At 69.8% G+C, this 14,563-nt stretch carries 17 protein-coding genes and 1 pseudogene; 13 read left to right on the forward strand and 5 right to left on the reverse strand.

What is annotated here, in order from left to right; all coding sequences use genetic code 11:
- Positions 1-194: 194 nt before the first annotated feature.
- Positions 195-650, forward strand: a complete 456-nt coding sequence (locus tag ACTWP6_RS09745; RefSeq protein ID WP_260756285.1) for a MarR family winged helix-turn-helix transcriptional regulator — start codon at positions 195-197, stop codon at positions 648-650.
- A 32-nt stretch (positions 651-682) separates the two neighbouring features.
- Here ACTWP6_RS09745 and ACTWP6_RS09750 read toward each other — a convergent pair whose 3' ends face one another.
- Positions 683-1,726: a sigma-70 family RNA polymerase sigma factor gene (locus ACTWP6_RS09750; protein ID WP_443187508.1), complete on the reverse strand. Its 1,044-nt coding sequence runs from the start codon at positions 1,724-1,726 to the stop codon at positions 683-685.
- Between the two features lie 45 nt (positions 1,727-1,771).
- Between ACTWP6_RS09750 and ACTWP6_RS09755 the strand changes: the two genes are divergently transcribed.
- The 9 genes and pseudogenes from ACTWP6_RS09755 (at position 1,772) to ACTWP6_RS09795 (ending at position 8,614) form a co-directional block, all read left to right on the forward strand.
- On the forward strand, positions 1,772-2,611 hold the full coding sequence (locus ACTWP6_RS09755; protein WP_443187509.1) for a lysophospholipase: 840 nt from the start codon (positions 1,772-1,774) through the stop codon (positions 2,609-2,611).
- Entirely contained in the window at positions 2,608-3,603 is a 996-nt protein-coding gene (locus ACTWP6_RS09760; protein WP_443187510.1) for a hypothetical protein, read from the forward strand. Before ACTWP6_RS09755 ends, ACTWP6_RS09760 begins: the two co-directional genes overlap by 4 nt.
- A gap of 88 nt (positions 3,604-3,691) precedes the next feature.
- The gene (locus tag ACTWP6_RS09765; RefSeq protein WP_260756289.1) at positions 3,692-4,444 is read left to right on the forward strand and encodes a DUF2786 domain-containing protein; all 753 of its coding nucleotides are present in this window, start codon (positions 3,692-3,694) and stop codon (positions 4,442-4,444) included.
- Positions 4,441-4,932 (forward strand): TIGR04338 family metallohydrolase, encoded by a 492-nt coding sequence (locus ACTWP6_RS09770; protein WP_443187511.1) that lies wholly within the window; start codon positions 4,441-4,443, stop codon positions 4,930-4,932. Before ACTWP6_RS09765 ends, ACTWP6_RS09770 begins: the two co-directional genes overlap by 4 nt.
- Positions 4,933-4,942: 10 nt before the next feature.
- Positions 4,943-5,605, forward strand: a complete 663-nt coding sequence (locus tag ACTWP6_RS09775; RefSeq protein WP_443187512.1) for an O-methyltransferase — start codon at positions 4,943-4,945, stop codon at positions 5,603-5,605.
- A gap of 11 nt (positions 5,606-5,616) precedes the next feature.
- Positions 5,617-6,392, forward strand: a pseudogene (locus ACTWP6_RS09780) (DAPG hydrolase family protein).
- A 25-nt stretch (positions 6,393-6,417) separates the two neighbouring features.
- On the forward strand, positions 6,418-6,798 hold the full coding sequence (locus ACTWP6_RS09785) for an SRPBCC family protein (RefSeq protein WP_260756293.1): 381 nt from the start codon (positions 6,418-6,420) through the stop codon (positions 6,796-6,798).
- 18 nt (positions 6,799-6,816) lie between these two features.
- A complete protein-coding gene (locus tag ACTWP6_RS09790; RefSeq protein WP_443187513.1) occupies positions 6,817-7,257 on the forward strand; it encodes an SRPBCC family protein in 441 nt (146 codons plus the stop codon).
- Positions 7,258-7,366: 109 nt separating this feature from the next.
- Positions 7,367-8,614: an MFS transporter gene (locus tag ACTWP6_RS09795; RefSeq protein WP_443187514.1), complete on the forward strand. Its 1,248-nt coding sequence runs from the start codon at positions 7,367-7,369 to the stop codon at positions 8,612-8,614.
- Here ACTWP6_RS09795 and ACTWP6_RS09800 read toward each other — a convergent pair.
- From ACTWP6_RS09800 to ilvD, 3 genes are all read right to left on the reverse strand, one after another.
- The gene (locus tag ACTWP6_RS09800) at positions 8,607-9,428 is read right to left on the reverse strand and encodes a nitroreductase family protein (RefSeq protein WP_260756296.1); all 822 of its coding nucleotides are present in this window, start codon (positions 9,426-9,428) and stop codon (positions 8,607-8,609) included. The genes ACTWP6_RS09795 and ACTWP6_RS09800 overlap by 8 nt on opposite strands.
- A 107-nt stretch (positions 9,429-9,535) precedes the next feature.
- A complete protein-coding gene (locus ACTWP6_RS09805) occupies positions 9,536-9,970 on the reverse strand; it encodes a hypothetical protein (protein ID WP_443187515.1) in 435 nt (144 codons plus the stop codon).
- An 80-nt stretch (positions 9,971-10,050) separates the two neighbouring features.
- Positions 10,051-11,763 carry a dihydroxy-acid dehydratase gene (gene ilvD / locus ACTWP6_RS09810; RefSeq protein ID WP_260756298.1) on the reverse strand — a complete coding sequence of 571 codons (1,713 nt, stop codon included), beginning with the start codon at positions 11,761-11,763 and terminating at the stop codon, positions 10,051-10,053.
- Between the two features lie 78 nt (positions 11,764-11,841).
- On the opposite strand from ilvD, the gene ACTWP6_RS09815 reads away from it, so the two are divergent.
- Together ACTWP6_RS09815 and ACTWP6_RS09820 are read left to right on the forward strand one after the other, a co-directional pair.
- On the forward strand, positions 11,842-12,468 hold the full coding sequence (locus ACTWP6_RS09815; protein WP_260756299.1) for a DUF305 domain-containing protein: 627 nt from the start codon (positions 11,842-11,844) through the stop codon (positions 12,466-12,468).
- An 11-nt stretch (positions 12,469-12,479) separates the two neighbouring features.
- Entirely contained in the window at positions 12,480-12,800 is a 321-nt protein-coding gene (locus tag ACTWP6_RS09820; protein ID WP_260757887.1) for a metal-sensitive transcriptional regulator, read from the forward strand.
- A gap of 42 nt (positions 12,801-12,842) precedes the next feature.
- Here ACTWP6_RS09820 and ACTWP6_RS09825 read toward each other — a convergent pair whose 3' ends face one another.
- Positions 12,843-13,139, reverse strand: a complete 297-nt coding sequence (locus tag ACTWP6_RS09825) for a thiamine-binding protein (protein ID WP_443187516.1) — start codon at positions 13,137-13,139, stop codon at positions 12,843-12,845.
- Positions 13,140-13,477: 338 nt separating this feature from the next.
- On the opposite strand from ACTWP6_RS09825, the gene ACTWP6_RS09830 reads away from it, so the two are divergent.
- A complete protein-coding gene (locus tag ACTWP6_RS09830) occupies positions 13,478-14,524 on the forward strand; it encodes a L,D-transpeptidase (RefSeq protein WP_260756301.1) in 1,047 nt (348 codons plus the stop codon).
- Positions 14,525-14,563: the final 39 nt, after the last annotated feature.

A 14,563-nucleotide genomic window follows, 5' to 3' on the forward strand; every position in this document is an offset into this window, starting at 1 on the left:
TCTTCACCTGCGAAGTGCCTTCCCGTCAGGGTTTTTGAACCGTAGAGAAGTCCAATTATTCCTTGCAGGACAGGCACTTTCGCTTATCTACACACCCCCACAGTCAACATTCCACGAAAAATCCGGGCTAGGTGGCTGTCCTGCGACCGACAACATTGATGATGTGTCATGTATTCCGGGGCTAGGGTGGGTCCATGGAGTGGCTCAGCGACGAGCAGCAGCTGATCTGGCGTGATTACCTGGCGACGGCCAGCCGGCTGCATACGGCGATGCACCGCCAGCTGCAGCAGGACTGCGAGCTGTCGCTGGCGGACTACGACGTGCTGGTAGCTCTGTCCGAGCGCGGGCCGATGCGCATCCACGAACTCGGCAGACTCATCGGCTGGGAGCAGAGCCGGCTGTCCCACCAGCTGCGCCGCATGCGGGGGCGCGGGCTGGTGGAGCGGGAGGGCGACGGCGACGACCGCCGCGGAGCGACCGTCACCCTGACCGACGCGGGGCTTTCTGCGCTGCAGACCGCCGCGCCCGGACACGTCGACCTGGTCCGCTCGGTGGTGTTCGACGGGCTCACCGAGACCCAGCAGCGAGAGTTCGGCGCGGCGCTGCAGACCATCCTCGGCCGGCTACGGGCCGCCCCGTCCGCCGGTTAGCCGTCCGGCCCGCCGGTCAGTGGGGCGGGGTGTCAGAGTGTGGCCGGCAGCCCGCACTTCGCGAACAGCTCGGTGTCCATGAAGGCCACCACGTGCGCGATGCCGGACTCGCACATGTCGAGCACATGCAGTTGAAAGGCCTCATGCACACCGGTTTCCGGGTTGCGCATGTAGAGCGCGGCCACCGGCTGACCGTTGGCCGTGGTTTGCAGGAACCGCATGTCGCCGGCCTTCTCGGCCGGGCAGTGCACCTTCGCCAGCGTGATGATGTCGGCCGGGCCCTGATACCAGCCGTCGAACGGGGGCATCTCCCACACCGCGTCGGCGGTGAGCAGCCCGACGAGCCGGTCCATGTCGTAGCTTTCGAACGCGGCGATGTACTGGGTCAGCGTCTCGGCGGCCTCCGGGGATTGCGGCGGCACCGGCCGATCGTCACGGGCGGGCTGTATCTCGTCGAGCTGCGCGCGAGCCCGCTGCAGCAGGCTGTTGACCGCCGCGGTGGACGTGCCGACCGCCTCGCCGACCTCGGCGGCCTTCCACTGCAGCACCTCACGCAGCACCAGCACCGCACGCTGGCGCGGGGGCAGATGCTGCAGCGCCGCGACGAACGCCAGCCGCACGGCCTCTCGGGACTCGGCGATCACCGACGGGTCGGACGGGTCTTCGCGCGGAGCGTCGGGCAGCGGTTCCAGCCAGCTGATCTCGTGGCGCTCGGTGAGCTCACCGGTCGGATCCGAGGCCGGCTGGCCCAGCCCGCTGGGCAGCGGCCTGCGTTTGTTGCCGTCGAGCGCCGTCAGGCAGGTGTTGGTGGCGATCCGGTACAGCCAGGTGCGCACCGACGATTTGCCCTGGAAACCCTTGTACGACTTCCACGCCCGCAAATAGGTTTCCTGGACCAGATCCTCGGCGTCGTGCAGTGAACCGGTCATCCGGTAGCAGTGCGCCAGAAGTTCCCGCCGGTACCGCTGCGCATCGGCGAGAAAGGCGTCCGCGGCACCCTTGTCGGCGAAGTCGTCGAGGTTGCCGTCGAGAGCCGTGGCCGTCACGTTCAGCAGCTTACGCAGCGTCACTGACAAGTCCAGGTCCTGTTGGGCGCCTCGTGGAACGCTAGTCTCGCTGCCATGGTTGTGACCCACACCGAGCGCAGTTTCGACGGCGTCGGCGGCGTTCGGATCGTGTACGACGTGTGGACCCCGCAGGAGCCGCCGCGCGGCGTGGTCGTGCTGGCCCACGGGTACGCCGAGCACGCCCGCCGATACGACCACGTCGTCGCCCGGTTCGGCGAGGCGGGACTGGTCACCTATGCGCTGGACCACCGCGGCCACGGCCGCTCCGGCGGCAAGCGGGTCTACCTGCGCGACATCTCCGAGTACACCGGGGACTTCCACACCCTGGTCCGGATCGCCGCCGATGAGCAGCCGAGCCTGAAACGGGTGGTGCTCGGGCACAGCATGGGCGGCGGCATCGTGTTCACCTACGGCGTCGAGCATCCCGACGACTACCACGCGATGGTGCTGTCCGGACCGGCCGTCGACGCGCACGCCTCGGTGTCGCCGGTGATGGTGCTGCTGGCCAAGGTGCTGGGCCGCATCGCACCCGGCCTGCCCGTCGAGAACCTGCCGGCCGACGCGGTGTCGCGTGACCCGCAGGTCGTCGCCGCCTACGAGAACGACCCGCTGGTCCACCACGGCAAGCTGCCCGCCGGCGTGGGCCGTGCGCTGATCGGTGTCGGTGAGACCATGCCGGCGCGGGCCGGCGCAATCACCGCCCCGCTGCTGGTCGTGCACGGCGACAAGGACCGGCTGATCCCGGTGCAGGGCAGCCGCAAACTCATCGACTGCATCGGGTCGGCCGACGTGCACCTCAAGGAGTATCCGGGCCTCTACCACGAGGTGTTCAACGAGCCCGAGAAGGACGTGGTGCTCGACGACGTCACCGCCTGGATCGAGTCGAAGCTGTGAGAATCCTTGCTGCGGTGGCGCTTTCGGTGCTGCTTCTGGTTTCGGGCTGCTCGTCGGACTCCTCGACGGACCCGGCGGTGTGGACGGACGAGGAGGTGACGTTCGACGCTGACGGGTTGACGCTGCACGGCACCTACCGGCACCGCACCGGAGGGGATCCCGTGCCCGCGGCGCTGCTGATCTCCGAGAGCGGCGGCACCGACCGCAACGGCGACAACCAGGTGGCCGGCCCGATCGGCAACATGCGCCAGTTGGCCGAGCTGCTGTCCGAGCGCGGCGTGGCCAGCCTGCGGTACGACAAGGTGGGTACCGGGCGCACCGGGCTGGGTCCGTACAAGGACCGGCCGGCCGACGTCGTCAGCGCCGTGTACACCGCGGGCGCCGAGGCGGCTTTCACGTTCTTGGCCGGGCGGCCGTCCACCGACCCGGCCCGGGCGTCGGTGTACGCGCTGGGGGAGGGCACGATCCACGCGCTGGCGCTGGCCGGGGACACCGATCCCGGCACGCCGAAGGTCCATTCGCTGGGGCTGTTCCAGCCCCTGCCCGGGCGCTATCTCGACATCATCACCGACCGCGTGAAGGCCGACGGCTCGCCGGAGACGCTGGCGGCCTGGCAGGCCGCGGTCGAGGAGATCCGCGCCAACGGCACCGTCCCGGCGGATCTGCCCGACGGGCTCACCGCGATCGTGAACCCGGGCAACGTCGCCGCGGTGGCCGAGGCGGACAAGATCGACCCGGTGAAGCTCGCCGCCGCGGTGCCCGCTGGCACACCCGTGCTGCTCACCTGCTCGGACTCGGACAACCAGTCGCGCTGCGACACCATCGGTCCGTTGGTGGCGGCGCTGCAGCACACCGACCTGACGCTGGTCGAACTCAAGGGTGTCAACCATGTGCTGCGCGAGGACCCGACCGACAACATCGCCAACTACGCCAACCAGGAACCGCTGTCCGGGCAGCTGGTGGCCGCGCTGGACGCCTTCGCCGGCAAGTAAGCCCGCTGCCTGTGGAGAAACGCCGGTCTGGGGATAAGGGATACTGCAGGGCAGTGAAACGTCGTACCGAATCCCTACCGTCGCCGGCATGAGCACAGACGAGAAGATGCTGGCCCGCATCGCGGCACTACTGCGCCAGGCCGAGGGCACCGACAACCCGCACGAGGCCGACGCGTTCATGGCCGCCGCGCAGCGGCTGGCCACCGCCACCTCGATCGACCTAGCGGTCGCGCGCAGCCACACCGACCGGCGCAGCCGAACCCAGACCCCGGTGCAGCGCACCATCACCATCGGTGAGCCCGGCGCTCGCGGGCTGCGCACCTACGTGCAGCTGTTCGTGGTCATCGCCGCCGCCAACGACGTCAAATGTGACGTCGCGTCGAACTCGACGTTCGTGTACGCCTACGGGTTCGCCGAGGACATCGACACCACCCACGCCCTCTACACCAGCCTGGTCATGCAGATGGTGCGCGCGTCCAAGGACTACATCGCCTCCGGCGCGCACAGGCCGACCCCCACCATCACGGCGCGGCTGAACTTCCAGCTGGCGTTCGGCGCCCGGGTGGGGCAGCGGCTCGCCGAGGCGCGCGAGGAAGCGCAGCGCGCCGCCACCAGCGGGCCGGACAGTGTCCCGGGCACCGCGATCGCGCTGCGCAACAAGGACCTTGAGCTCAAGGACTACTACCGCCAGACGTCGAGGGCGCGCGGCACGTGGCGCGCCACCAGCGCCACTGCGGGCTACTCGTCGGCGGCGCGGCGCGCCGGTGACCGCGCCGGTCGCCGGGCCCGGCTGGGCGGTGAGACCGAGCTGGCGGGAGCGCGGTCAGCGCTGGAGAGATGACCCGGGACGCGCAGCGCGCAAAGGTGTACGCCGCCGAGGAATTCGTGCGCACCATGTTCGACCGCGCCGCGCAGCGGGGAAATCCGGTGCTCGACTTCTTCGGCGCGCAGCTGACCCTGCCGCCGGAGGCCCGGTTCGCTTCGGCCGAGGCGGTGCAAACCTACGTCGACGGTGTGCTGGCCCATCCTGCGGTCCGGGACCGGTGGCCGGCGGTCGCGCCGCTGGCGGTGCGGCCGAGGCGGGGCGTCACGGCCGCGCACTACGAGCGCGCGGGGGACGCCGCGACGATCGCGGTGCCCGAGGGCCGCAGCACCTGGGCGCTGCGGGAGCTGGTGGTGCTGCACGAGATCGCCCACCACCTGTGCGACACCGTCCCGCCGCACGGGCCTGCGTTCGTCGCGACGTTCTGCGAGCTGGCCGCCGCGGTGATGGGCCCGGAGGCCGCGTACGTGTTGCGCGTCGTGTACGCCAAGGAAGGCGTGAAGTAGCGTCGATCCCGTGACCACGCCCGACTGGGGATCTCTGGACGACCTGTTCACCCGCGTGCTGCACAGCGAGGACGACGGGATGCGCGCCGCCAGAAAGGCCGGCGACGCCGCCGGCATGCCCGCGATCGAGGTCTCCGCACAGCACGCGAAACTGCTGGCGTTGCTGGTGAAGATCGCCGGGGCGCGCCGGGTGCTCGAGATCGGCACCCTGGCCGGCTACAGCACGATCTCGCTGGCCCGCGCGGTCGGCCCCGACGGCACCGTCGTCACCCTCGAATACGAACCCGCGCACGCCGAGATCGCCCGGCGCAACCTCGAGCGCGCCGGGGTGAGCGATCGGGTCGAGATCGTCGTCGGCGCCGCGCTGGACTCGCTGCCGAGGCTGCAGCAGCGCGGCGACACCTACGACCTGGTGTTCATCGACGCCGACAAGGAGAACAACGTCTCCTACGTCGAGTGGGCCGTCGCGCTCGGCCGGCCGGGCACCGTGGTCGTCGTCGACAACATCGCCCGCAACGGCCGCGTGCTCGACCCGGCACCCGACGACCGGCAGGCCGGCGCGATTCGCGCGATGTTCGACATGATGGGCGCCCACCCCCGGCTGGACACCGCGGCGATACAGACCGTGGGCGCCAAAGGCTGGGACGGTTTCGCCCTCGCGGTCGTCGACTAGGAGGTCCTCCGATGGGGCGGGCCTATCTCGGGTACCGGGCAGACGACGGCGCCACCGACTACGGTGCGTTCTTCGACCCGCAGATGGCGCCGTTGCCCGTCCACGTCGTCGACGCGTTGCACCACGGGCCGCAGGCCGCCCCGCTGCTGCTCGGATTCAACAGCGCGGCAACACTTCTCGACGACGGATACCACCCGACCGAAACGGGGTACGGCCGGCTGGCCAACGGAGCGTCTGAGGTGTCGGTGCTCACCGACATGCCCGGGGTGGCCCCCGGGATGTGGGACTGGTGGTTCGGCTGGCATGGCAGCGACAGCCGCCGCTACAAGTTGTGGCATCCCCGCGCACACGTGGCGGCGCGGTGGGCCGACGGCGGCGGCGACGGCCACTACACCGGCCGCACCTGCCTGGTCGAGGAGTACCTCGGATCCGCCTACACCAGGGCCGCGATCCGATTCGTCGCGCCGCGCACGCTCGGGATCGACGAATCCCGGCTCGGTGATTCGGTCGCGGTGTGCGCGCGCCGGGCTCGTCCGAGACGCCGGTCGACATCGGCTGGTTGATCCACCATGTCCGCGCGACACCCACCGGCGCCGAAATGCGGTCCCGGTTTTGGCTCGGCGGCCCGTATACCGGGGTGCGCCATGGAAACCTGTTGGCCAACACCGTGGTTCGGCCCGTCGCGGAACGCCGGCTGCCCGACCCGCGGGATCTGTTGGTGCACTGCGCGCAGGAGATGAATCACCTGGCCGCGTTCCTGCCCGCCCTGCACGCCAGGTTGGGTTAGCGACGCGTTCGGGTATGCCCCGCGCATGTGGACGGTGAGCAGGGACATCGAGGCGTCGGCGGATGCCGCGTGGCACGTACTGACCGATCTGGACGCGTGGCCGCGGTGGGGGCCGACGGTGGCCGGCGCCGGACTCGACGGTTCGGCCTTCGAACTGGGTGCGACGGGCCGGGTGTGGACCCCGGTCGGCGTGCCGCTGCCGTTCGTGATCTCCGAACTGGACCAGGGCCGCACCTGGGGCTGGCGGGTGGCTGGGGTGCCCGCGACCCGGCATGGGGTGGAACCCCGCGGCGACGGCAGCCGGGTGTGGATGAGCTCGCCGCTGTGGGCGCCCGCGTACCTGCCGGTGCTCGCGATCGCGCTGCGCCGCATCGAGAATCTGGCGGTGCGGTTTCGAACGAGCTGACCGCGGCAACTATGGGGCATGGCCGTCACCGAATCCCGTGAAACCGTGATCGACGCATCGCCGCAGGACATCATGGAGGTCCTGTTCGATCTGGAGTCCCTGACCGAGTCGTCGTCGGCGCACCAGGAGGTCGAGGTGCTCGACCGTGACGACCAGGGCCGGCCCACCCGGTCCCGGCAGGTCGTCAAGATCGTCGGGGTCAGCGATGAGCAGGTGCTCGACTACACCGTCCACGACGACGGGGTCAGCTGGACCCTGGTCAGCTCGAAACAGCAACGCGCACAAGACGCCCGCTACACACTGACCGCGGAGGGCGACAAGACCCGGGTGCGGTTCGAGCTGACCGTGGACCCGACGGTGCCGCTGCCCGGATTCCTGATCAAGAAGGGCGCCAAGGGCTTGATGGACACCGCCACCGAGGGTCTGCGCAAGCGGGTGCAGAAGGTCAAGAGCTCGTGACGCGCTGAACCTCAACGCCGGCGTCGTCGCCGCGGCGGGCCTCATCGCACTGTCGGGTCTGTGGCCGCCCCCGGATCAGCGAACAGGGACCGCCGGGAAGATCGACACTGTGACCCCGCCAGATGCTGCCGCGCCGAGCAGTGCCGAACTCGAGGCGATCCAGAAGCGCACCCTGCGCGTCCTGGTCGCCGCTCAGATCTTCAGCGGCGCGGGTCTGGCCGCCGGCGTCACCGTCGGCGCGTTGCTGGCCCAGGACATGCTCGGCTCCACCGGGCTGGCGGGCCTGCCCAGCGCGTTGTTCACCATCGGTTCGGCCGCCGCGGCGGCCGTGGTAGGGCAACTGTCTCAGCGCCTCGGCCGCCGCACCGGACTGGCGGCGGGGTACCTCACCGGAGCCCTGGGCAGCGTCGGCATCGTGGCGGCCGCGGTCATCGACAACGTGCCGTTGCTGTTGGTCACCCTGTTCGTCTACGGGGCGGGCACCGCGACCAACCTCCAGGCCCGCTACGCCGGCGCCGACCTGGCCCGCATCGACCACCGCGCCCGCGCGATCAGCACCGTGCTCGTGGCCACGACCCTCGGAGCGGTCATCGGCCCGAACCTCGTCGGCGTTCTCGGCGACCTCGCCGAGATGCTGGCGGTGCCCCGGCTCGCGGGTCCGTTCCTGCTGGCCGCGGTGGCCTACGGAACGGCCGGCATCGTGATCTGGAGCCTGCTACGGCCTGACCCCCTGCAGCTGGCCGCGCGGGTTCGCGAAGCCGAACCGACTGCTGTGCAACGTGATTCGGATGTGACGGCCGCCTCGTCTTGCCGGCGCGCAGTGCTCGCCGGTGCGGCGGTCATGATGATCACCCAGCTGGTGATGGTCGCCGTCATGACCATGACTCCGGTCTACATGCAGCATCACCAGCACGACCTCGCCGCGGCCGGCCTGGTCATCTCGATTCACGTCGCCGCCATGTATCTGCCCGCGCCGGTCTCGGGCTACCTGGTCGACCGCTTCGGCCCCACCGCGACCGCAGGCCTGGCCGCGCTGACGCTGATCGCCGCCGGTGTCCTCGCCGCGCTCGCCCCACCGCATTCGGTGGCCGCGCTGGCCGTCGCGCTGGCCCTGCTCGGCCTGGGCTGGAGCCTCGGGCTGGTCGCAGGCACCACCACCATCACCAACGCCACCCCCGTCGCCACCCGCGCGAAAACGCAAGGCACCGTGGACCTGTTCATCGCCCTCGCAGGCGCTGCCGGCGGATTGTTCTCGGGTCTGGTGGTCGCACAGACCAGCTACCCCACGCTGGCTGTCATCGGGGCCGTCGCCGCGGTGGCGCTGGGCCCGGTGCTGCTGCTGGGCCGCCTCAGTTGAGGTTGAAAGTCGTCGTCTCGGTGACGGAGCGCCGCTCCGTCGGCGGTAGCGGGTCGCCGGCCGCACGCACCCCCAGCCGGATCAGGACCTGCGGACAGGCCTCGCCGTCGAACACCTCGCATGCCAGCGCCAGACGGTTGCGGGTGTCGCGCAGCGGATCGGTGAGCGGGCAGGTGGCCAGCCCGAGGGCGGTCGCCGACAGCGTCAGGTCACTGAGTGCCTCGCCGGCGCGGAGCCGGTCGCTGTCGGTGTCGGTGTCGGTCGCCAGCACGAGCATCACCGCGTCATCGCCGGGGTGGCCGGGCGGGTCGTCGCCGTAGTGCAGTGTGAACTCGTCGTCACCGGCCCTGCCCCACCGGATGGTCGGCACGACGGCCAGCGCAACGCCGAAGCGTTCCGCGCGGAGCATGAGCAGCTCCACGGTGCCGGCGGGAAGGGGACCCCGGTACGGCCGCCGGTCGGAGCGCCGGCGGGCGATGGTGTCGGCCAGCTCTCGGGTGCCGGCGCCTGCGGGCCGCTGGTCGAGTTCGACCGCCGCGAGCATCCCGTCGGCGGGCATGCGCAGGATCCGGCTCGACCACCCGATGGCGGCGAACGCGATCGCGCAGTGATGCAGCACGGCGCCGCAGCTGATGACCACGTCGCGCCGGTCGGAGTCGGTGTCGCCCAGTCGGCGGCTCCAGTCGGCGGAGAGCTGGACGCCGCGGTGGTCGACGTGCCACCGCCACGGCTGCGTGTTGCCTACCGACGGGGCGTACGCGGCGAGGTCGAGCACGCTTTCCAGCGTCGCGGTGTCCGGGAACGCCGTCGCCATCGCTCGCACCTCCGCCCGATGTCCGGTCCTGCGGCCTACGGCGACATTCTAGAAGCCGCGGCTGCGCATCGGCGGCGGGCAGCACTGCTGTTCCCCTGGCAGGCGGCTCACAGCCAGATCGGGGCCACTTCCACCGGATTGATCCGCACCCCGTGGCGGCCGATGTCGTAGTAGATCAGGGCACGGAGTTCCTCGGTGGTGATCGTCCATCCGTTCGCGCTATAGGTCTGCCCGGTGCCCAGCACCACATCGCCGGATTCGGGCCCGGGGATGGTGCCCTGGATGAAGTAGAGTTCGCCGCCGCCCTGCACCACCGAGAGGTTCTGCTTGGCCGGCGCCACCATGAACTGCTTGCCGTCGGTCCTGCCGCAGACCGCCGCAGGAAACCCGCGGCCCTCGAAATCGGCACTGAGCAGGCACCGGATCTGCCCGTCCTGGAACCGGACGGTCCGGTCGCCGTCGGCGGCGGCCGCCGACGGGACCCACGGCCCCACGCTCGAACCGACCAGTAGTGCCGCCAGCGCGGCAATCGCTCGAATCATGCCGTCTCCGCCCGGAGGAAAAGCGTCTTCTGGGCAGAGATGCTTGCACGTTCAGTGCGCGCGCACAGTCGAATCGGTGCTTAGGTGCACACCGCCCCGACTGCCGCCGATCCGACGAGCTTGGTGTACTTGGCGAGCACGCCGGTGGTGTAGCGCGGCGGCAGGGGTTCGAAACCTGCCTTGCGCGACTCGAACTCCGCCTCGTCGACCAGGATGTCGAGGGTGCCGTTGGCGACGTCGAGACGGATCCGATCGCCGTCGCGCACGAACGCGATCGGGCCGCCGTCGACCGCCTCGGGCGCGATGTGGCCGACACACAGGCCGGTGGTGCCGCCGGAGAACCGACCGTCGGTCATCAGCAGCACGTCCTTGCCGAGACCGGCGCCCTTGATCGCACCCGTGATCGCCAGCATCTCGCGCATGCCGGGTCCGCCCTTGGGGCCCTCGTAGCGGATCACGACGACGTCGCCGTGGGTGATCGTGCCGTCCTCGAGCGCGTCCAGAGCGGCCCGTTCACGCTCGAAAACCCTTGCCGTGCCTTCGAACACGTCGGAGTCGAAGCCGGCGGACTTGACCACCGCGCCTTCGGGCGCCAGCGAACCGTGCAGGATCGTGATGCCACCGGTCGGATGGATCGGGTTGTTCATCGCCCGCAGCACCTTGCCGTCCGGGTCCGGCGGCGCGATGTGGGCCAGGTTCTCGGCCATGGTCTGCCCGGTCACGGTCAGGCAGTCCCCGTGCAGCAGACCGGCATCCAGCAGGGCTTTCATCACCACCGGCACACCGCCGATCTCGTCGACGTGCTTCATCACGTGACGGCCGAACGGTTTCACGTCGGCCAGGTGCGGCACCTTCTGCCCGATGCGGGTGAAATCCTCCAGCGCCAGCTTGACGTTGGCCTCGTAGGCGATCGCGAGCAGGTGCAGCACCGCGTTGGTGGAACCGCCGAACGCCATCACCACCGCGATCGCGTTCTCGAAGGCCTCCTTGGTCAGGATGTCGCGGGCGGTGATGCCGCGGCGCAGCATCCCGACGACGGCCTCGCCGGAGCGGCGTGCGAACTCGTCGCGCCGCTTGTCGATCGCCACCGGGGATGCGCTGCCCGGCAACGACATTCCGAGCGCCTCGGCGGCCGAGGCCATGGTGTTGGCGGTGTACATGCCGCCGCACGCGCCCTCACCGGGACAGATCGCGCGCTCGATGATGTCGACGTCCTCGCGGGACATCAGCCCGCGCGCGCAGGCCCCGACCGCCTCGAAGGCGTCGATGATCGTGACTTCCTTCTCGGTGCCGTCGGTGAGCTTGGCGGTGCCCGGCATGATCGAGCCGTTGTAGAAGAACACCGACGCGAGGTCCAGGCGCGCGGCGGCCATCAGCATGCCGGGGATCGACTTGTCGCAGCCGGCCAGCAACACCGTGCCGTCGAGGCGCTCGGCCTGCACGACGGTCTCCACGCTGTCGGCGATCACCTCACGGGAGACCAGCGAGAAGTGCATGCCCTCGTGGCCCATCGAGATGCCGTCGGACACCGAGATCGTGCCGAACTCCAGCGGGAACCCGCCGGCCTCGTGCACGCCGCCCTTGACTGCCTGCGCCAGTCGCTGCAGCGACATGTTGCACGGGGTGATCTCGTTCCACGACGACCCGACCCCGATCTGCGGTTTGACCCAGTCGTCGTCGCCCATCCCGACCGCGCGGAGCATGCCGCGGGCGGCCGCCTTCTCCAGGCCGTCGGTGACGTCGCGGCTGCGGGGCTTGATGTCGATACCGGGATCGGTGGGCTCTGAGGGCATGCGGAGATTATGCGCCCGGCGTTTGTCCCCTCCAAACCACCGCCGATACCCCCGTGGGGTACTAGTACGCTGGGGCGCATGACGACGTTGATCGCGCGACTGACCGCCGTGCTGGCCGCGGTGCTGCTGCTTGCCAGCTGCAGTGGCGCAGGCGAGGCGCCGGCGGACGGCTCCGACGCATCGGACGGATCCGAGGCGCCGCTGATCACCGGGGAGCCGTCGGGCTACAACGAGGCCGACATCGCGTTCGCGAACGCCATGGTGCCGCACCACGCCCAGGCCATCGACTTGTCCAGGACGGCGGTGGAGAAGTCCGGCAACCCGGACCTGGTGGCGCTGGCCGAGCAGATCATCGCGGTTGCCCAGCCGGAGATGAACATCCTCAACGTGTTCCTGGTGCAGTGGAACGAGAACCCCGACATCCGCACCGGGCCGGAGGGGTCCGAAGCGCCCGACGCCGGGCAGGCCACCCCGGGGACGATCGACGAGGCGACCGTCGCGCGTCTCGGCTCGCTGAGCGGCCCCGAGTTCGACAGACTGTGGCTGCAGTCGATGATCAGCCAGCACCGCGGCGCGATCGAGATCGCGGACGCCGAGATCGCCGACGGCGCCAATGTCGACGCCATCAGCATCGCCGAGACGATCGCCGCCGGGCAGCGGGGGCAGATCGAGAAGATGACGCAGATTCTGGAGGGCATGCCGTGACGGAAACCAACATCGCGGCCGAGGGCGAGGCGACCGCACCGGATGACGGCGCCCACGGCTATTCGGCGCAGAAGGAGAACTACGCCAAGCGGCTGCGCCGCATCGAGGGCCAGGTGCGCGGCATCGCCAAGATGATCGACGAGGACAAGTACTGCATCGACGTCCTCACCCAGATCAGCGCGGTCAACAGCGCGCTGCAGTCGGTGGCGCTCGGGCTGCTCGACGAACACCTAGGCCATTGCGTCAGCCACGCCGTCGCCGCGGGTGGCGCGGAAGCCGACGCCAAGCTCGCCGAGGCGTCTGCGGCGATCGCCCGACTGGTCCGGTCCTGACCCCCCGCCGAAGGTGTGACGGGGTGGCGGGGACGGCGGGCGTCAGTCCAGCGCGTCCTCGATGCGCTGCACCTTGGCCGTGAGCTGGCCGGTGTAGCCGGGCCGGATGTCGGCCTTGAGCACCAGGCTGACCCGCGGGGAGACCGCGGCCACCGCATCGACGGCCTGCTTGACGACGGCCATCACCTCGTCCCACTCGCCCTCGATGTTGGTGAACATGGCATTGGTTTCGTTGGGCAGACCTGATGCCCGGACGATGCGGACGGCTTCGGCGACCGCGTCACCGACGCTGCCTGTGCCGTCTGCGCCGGTGGGACTGATGCTGAACGCGACGATCATGTGTTCCAGTGTCCGCCTGGGTGCTCGGGGTGTCCCAGCAGTCACAGGTATCCGCGCTTAGCAGCGGGTCTCTCGTACTTCTGCTGAGAAAAGCGGATAGGTGTGACGGAAGGGGGTGTCGGGACGTGGGTCGGCGCCGGCCAGGGCTCTCGGCCGTCTCGCTGCCGCTTCCTCGTCGAAACTGACCTGAGTAACGCGCGGACCTGCCGAGGCGATCATCAGGGCAGGTCATGACCCTCCGTGCCGAGGGTGCCGGGGTCCGGCGAACACGTTCGCCAGCGGGATCGATCTTGGTGCTGTGCCACACTGGGGTCAGTCGCTGGACTGGAGGTAATTGCATGCGGCAGCGAAACAGGAGCCGGGTCTTCGCCCTGTTCATGGCAGCAGGCGTGATCGCAGGGCTGACACTCGGCGCTCCGTCGGCGTTGGCACAACCCGCGCCCGCACCTGCGCCGGCCCCGCCGCCTCCACCACCGGCGAACCCGTTCGTCTTCGAGAATCCGCTGGCCCCGCCCGCTCCGGCCGGTGCTCCCGCGGCAGGCCAGGCGACGACAGGCCAGACGACGACGGGCCCGACGACGAGGAACCCGCTGGCCGTGATCCCCGGCGACCCGCTGCCCATCCCGGAGGGCACCCCGGCCGGGCAGAACCCCAACCCGTTCGTCGGCCAGCCCCCGTTCATCCCGCCGTCGTTCAACCCGACCAACGGTTCCATCGTCGGCGCGGCCAAGCCGATCTACATCAACTTCGCGCGCCCGATCGCCAACCGGCAGATGGCGCAGGACGCGGTCCACATCTCGTCCAACCCGCCGGTTCCCGGCAGGTTCTACTGGGTCAGCGACACTCAGCTGCGCTGGCGACCGCAGGACTTCTGGCCGGCCGGCACCGTCGTCACCATCGACGCCGCCGGCACCAAGTCGTCGTTCAGCGTCCCCGAGCAACTCGTCGCGACCATCGACAACGACACCAAGCAGATGGAGGTCCATCGCAACGGTGTCCTGGAGAAGACGTTCCCCGTCTCGATGGGCAAGCCCGGTTATGACACCAAGAACGGCACCTACTACGTGCTGGAGAAGTTCGCCGACATCGTGATGGACTCCTCGACCTACGGAGTGCCCGTCGATGATCCGTCCGGCGAGGGCTACAAGCTCAAGGTCCAGGACGCGGTGCGCATCGACAACAGCGGAATCTTCGTGCACAGCGCGCCGTGGTCCGTCGGCGACCAGGGTGAGAGCAACGTCAGCCACGGCTGCATCAACCTCAGCCCGGCCAACGCCCAGTGGTTCTTCGACAACTTCGGCAGTGGCGACGCCGTGGTCATCAAGAACACCGACGGCGCCATGTACACCCAGCCCGACGGTGCGTCGGACTGGCAGATGTTCTGATCGGATAGCCCCGCGCCGCGGACGCATCGTGCCACGATG

This window comes from Mycobacterium sp. 4D054 (assembly GCF_052245755.1).
GTDB lineage: Bacteria > Actinomycetota > Actinomycetes > Mycobacteriales > Mycobacteriaceae > Mycobacterium.

What these genes read in the sequence shown, in the direction of transcription:
- ACTWP6_RS09745 (WP_260756285.1), top strand. Translation starts at nt 195, where the DNA reads ATGGAGTGGCTCAGCGACGAGCAGCAGCTGATCTGGCGTGATTACCTG.
- ACTWP6_RS09755 (WP_443187509.1), top strand. Translation starts at nt 1,772, where the DNA reads ATGGTTGTGACCCACACCGAGCGCAGTTTCGACGGCGTCGGCGGCGTT.
- ACTWP6_RS09765 (WP_260756289.1), top strand. Translation starts at nt 3,692, where the DNA reads ATGAGCACAGACGAGAAGATGCTGGCCCGCATCGCGGCACTACTGCGC.
- ACTWP6_RS09770 (WP_443187511.1), top strand. Translation starts at nt 4,441, where the DNA reads ATGACCCGGGACGCGCAGCGCGCAAAGGTGTACGCCGCCGAGGAATTC.
- ACTWP6_RS09785 (WP_260756293.1), top strand. Translation starts at nt 6,418, where the DNA reads ATGTGGACGGTGAGCAGGGACATCGAGGCGTCGGCGGATGCCGCGTGG.
- ACTWP6_RS09790 (WP_443187513.1), top strand. Translation starts at nt 6,817, where the DNA reads ATGGCCGTCACCGAATCCCGTGAAACCGTGATCGACGCATCGCCGCAG.
- ACTWP6_RS09800 (WP_260756296.1), bottom strand. Translation starts at nt 9,428, where the DNA reads ATGGCGACGGCGTTCCCGGACACCGCGACGCTGGAAAGCGTGCTCGAC.
- ACTWP6_RS09805 (WP_443187515.1), bottom strand. Translation starts at nt 9,970, where the DNA reads ATGATTCGAGCGATTGCCGCGCTGGCGGCACTACTGGTCGGTTCGAGC.
- ilvD (WP_260756298.1), bottom strand. Translation starts at nt 11,763, where the DNA reads ATGCCCTCAGAGCCCACCGATCCCGGTATCGACATCAAGCCCCGCAGC.
- ACTWP6_RS09815 (WP_260756299.1), top strand. Translation starts at nt 11,842, where the DNA reads ATGACGACGTTGATCGCGCGACTGACCGCCGTGCTGGCCGCGGTGCTG.
- ACTWP6_RS09825 (WP_443187516.1), bottom strand. Translation starts at nt 13,139, where the DNA reads ATGATCGTCGCGTTCAGCATCAGTCCCACCGGCGCAGACGGCACAGGC.
- ACTWP6_RS09830 (WP_260756301.1), top strand. Translation starts at nt 13,478, where the DNA reads ATGCGGCAGCGAAACAGGAGCCGGGTCTTCGCCCTGTTCATGGCAGCA.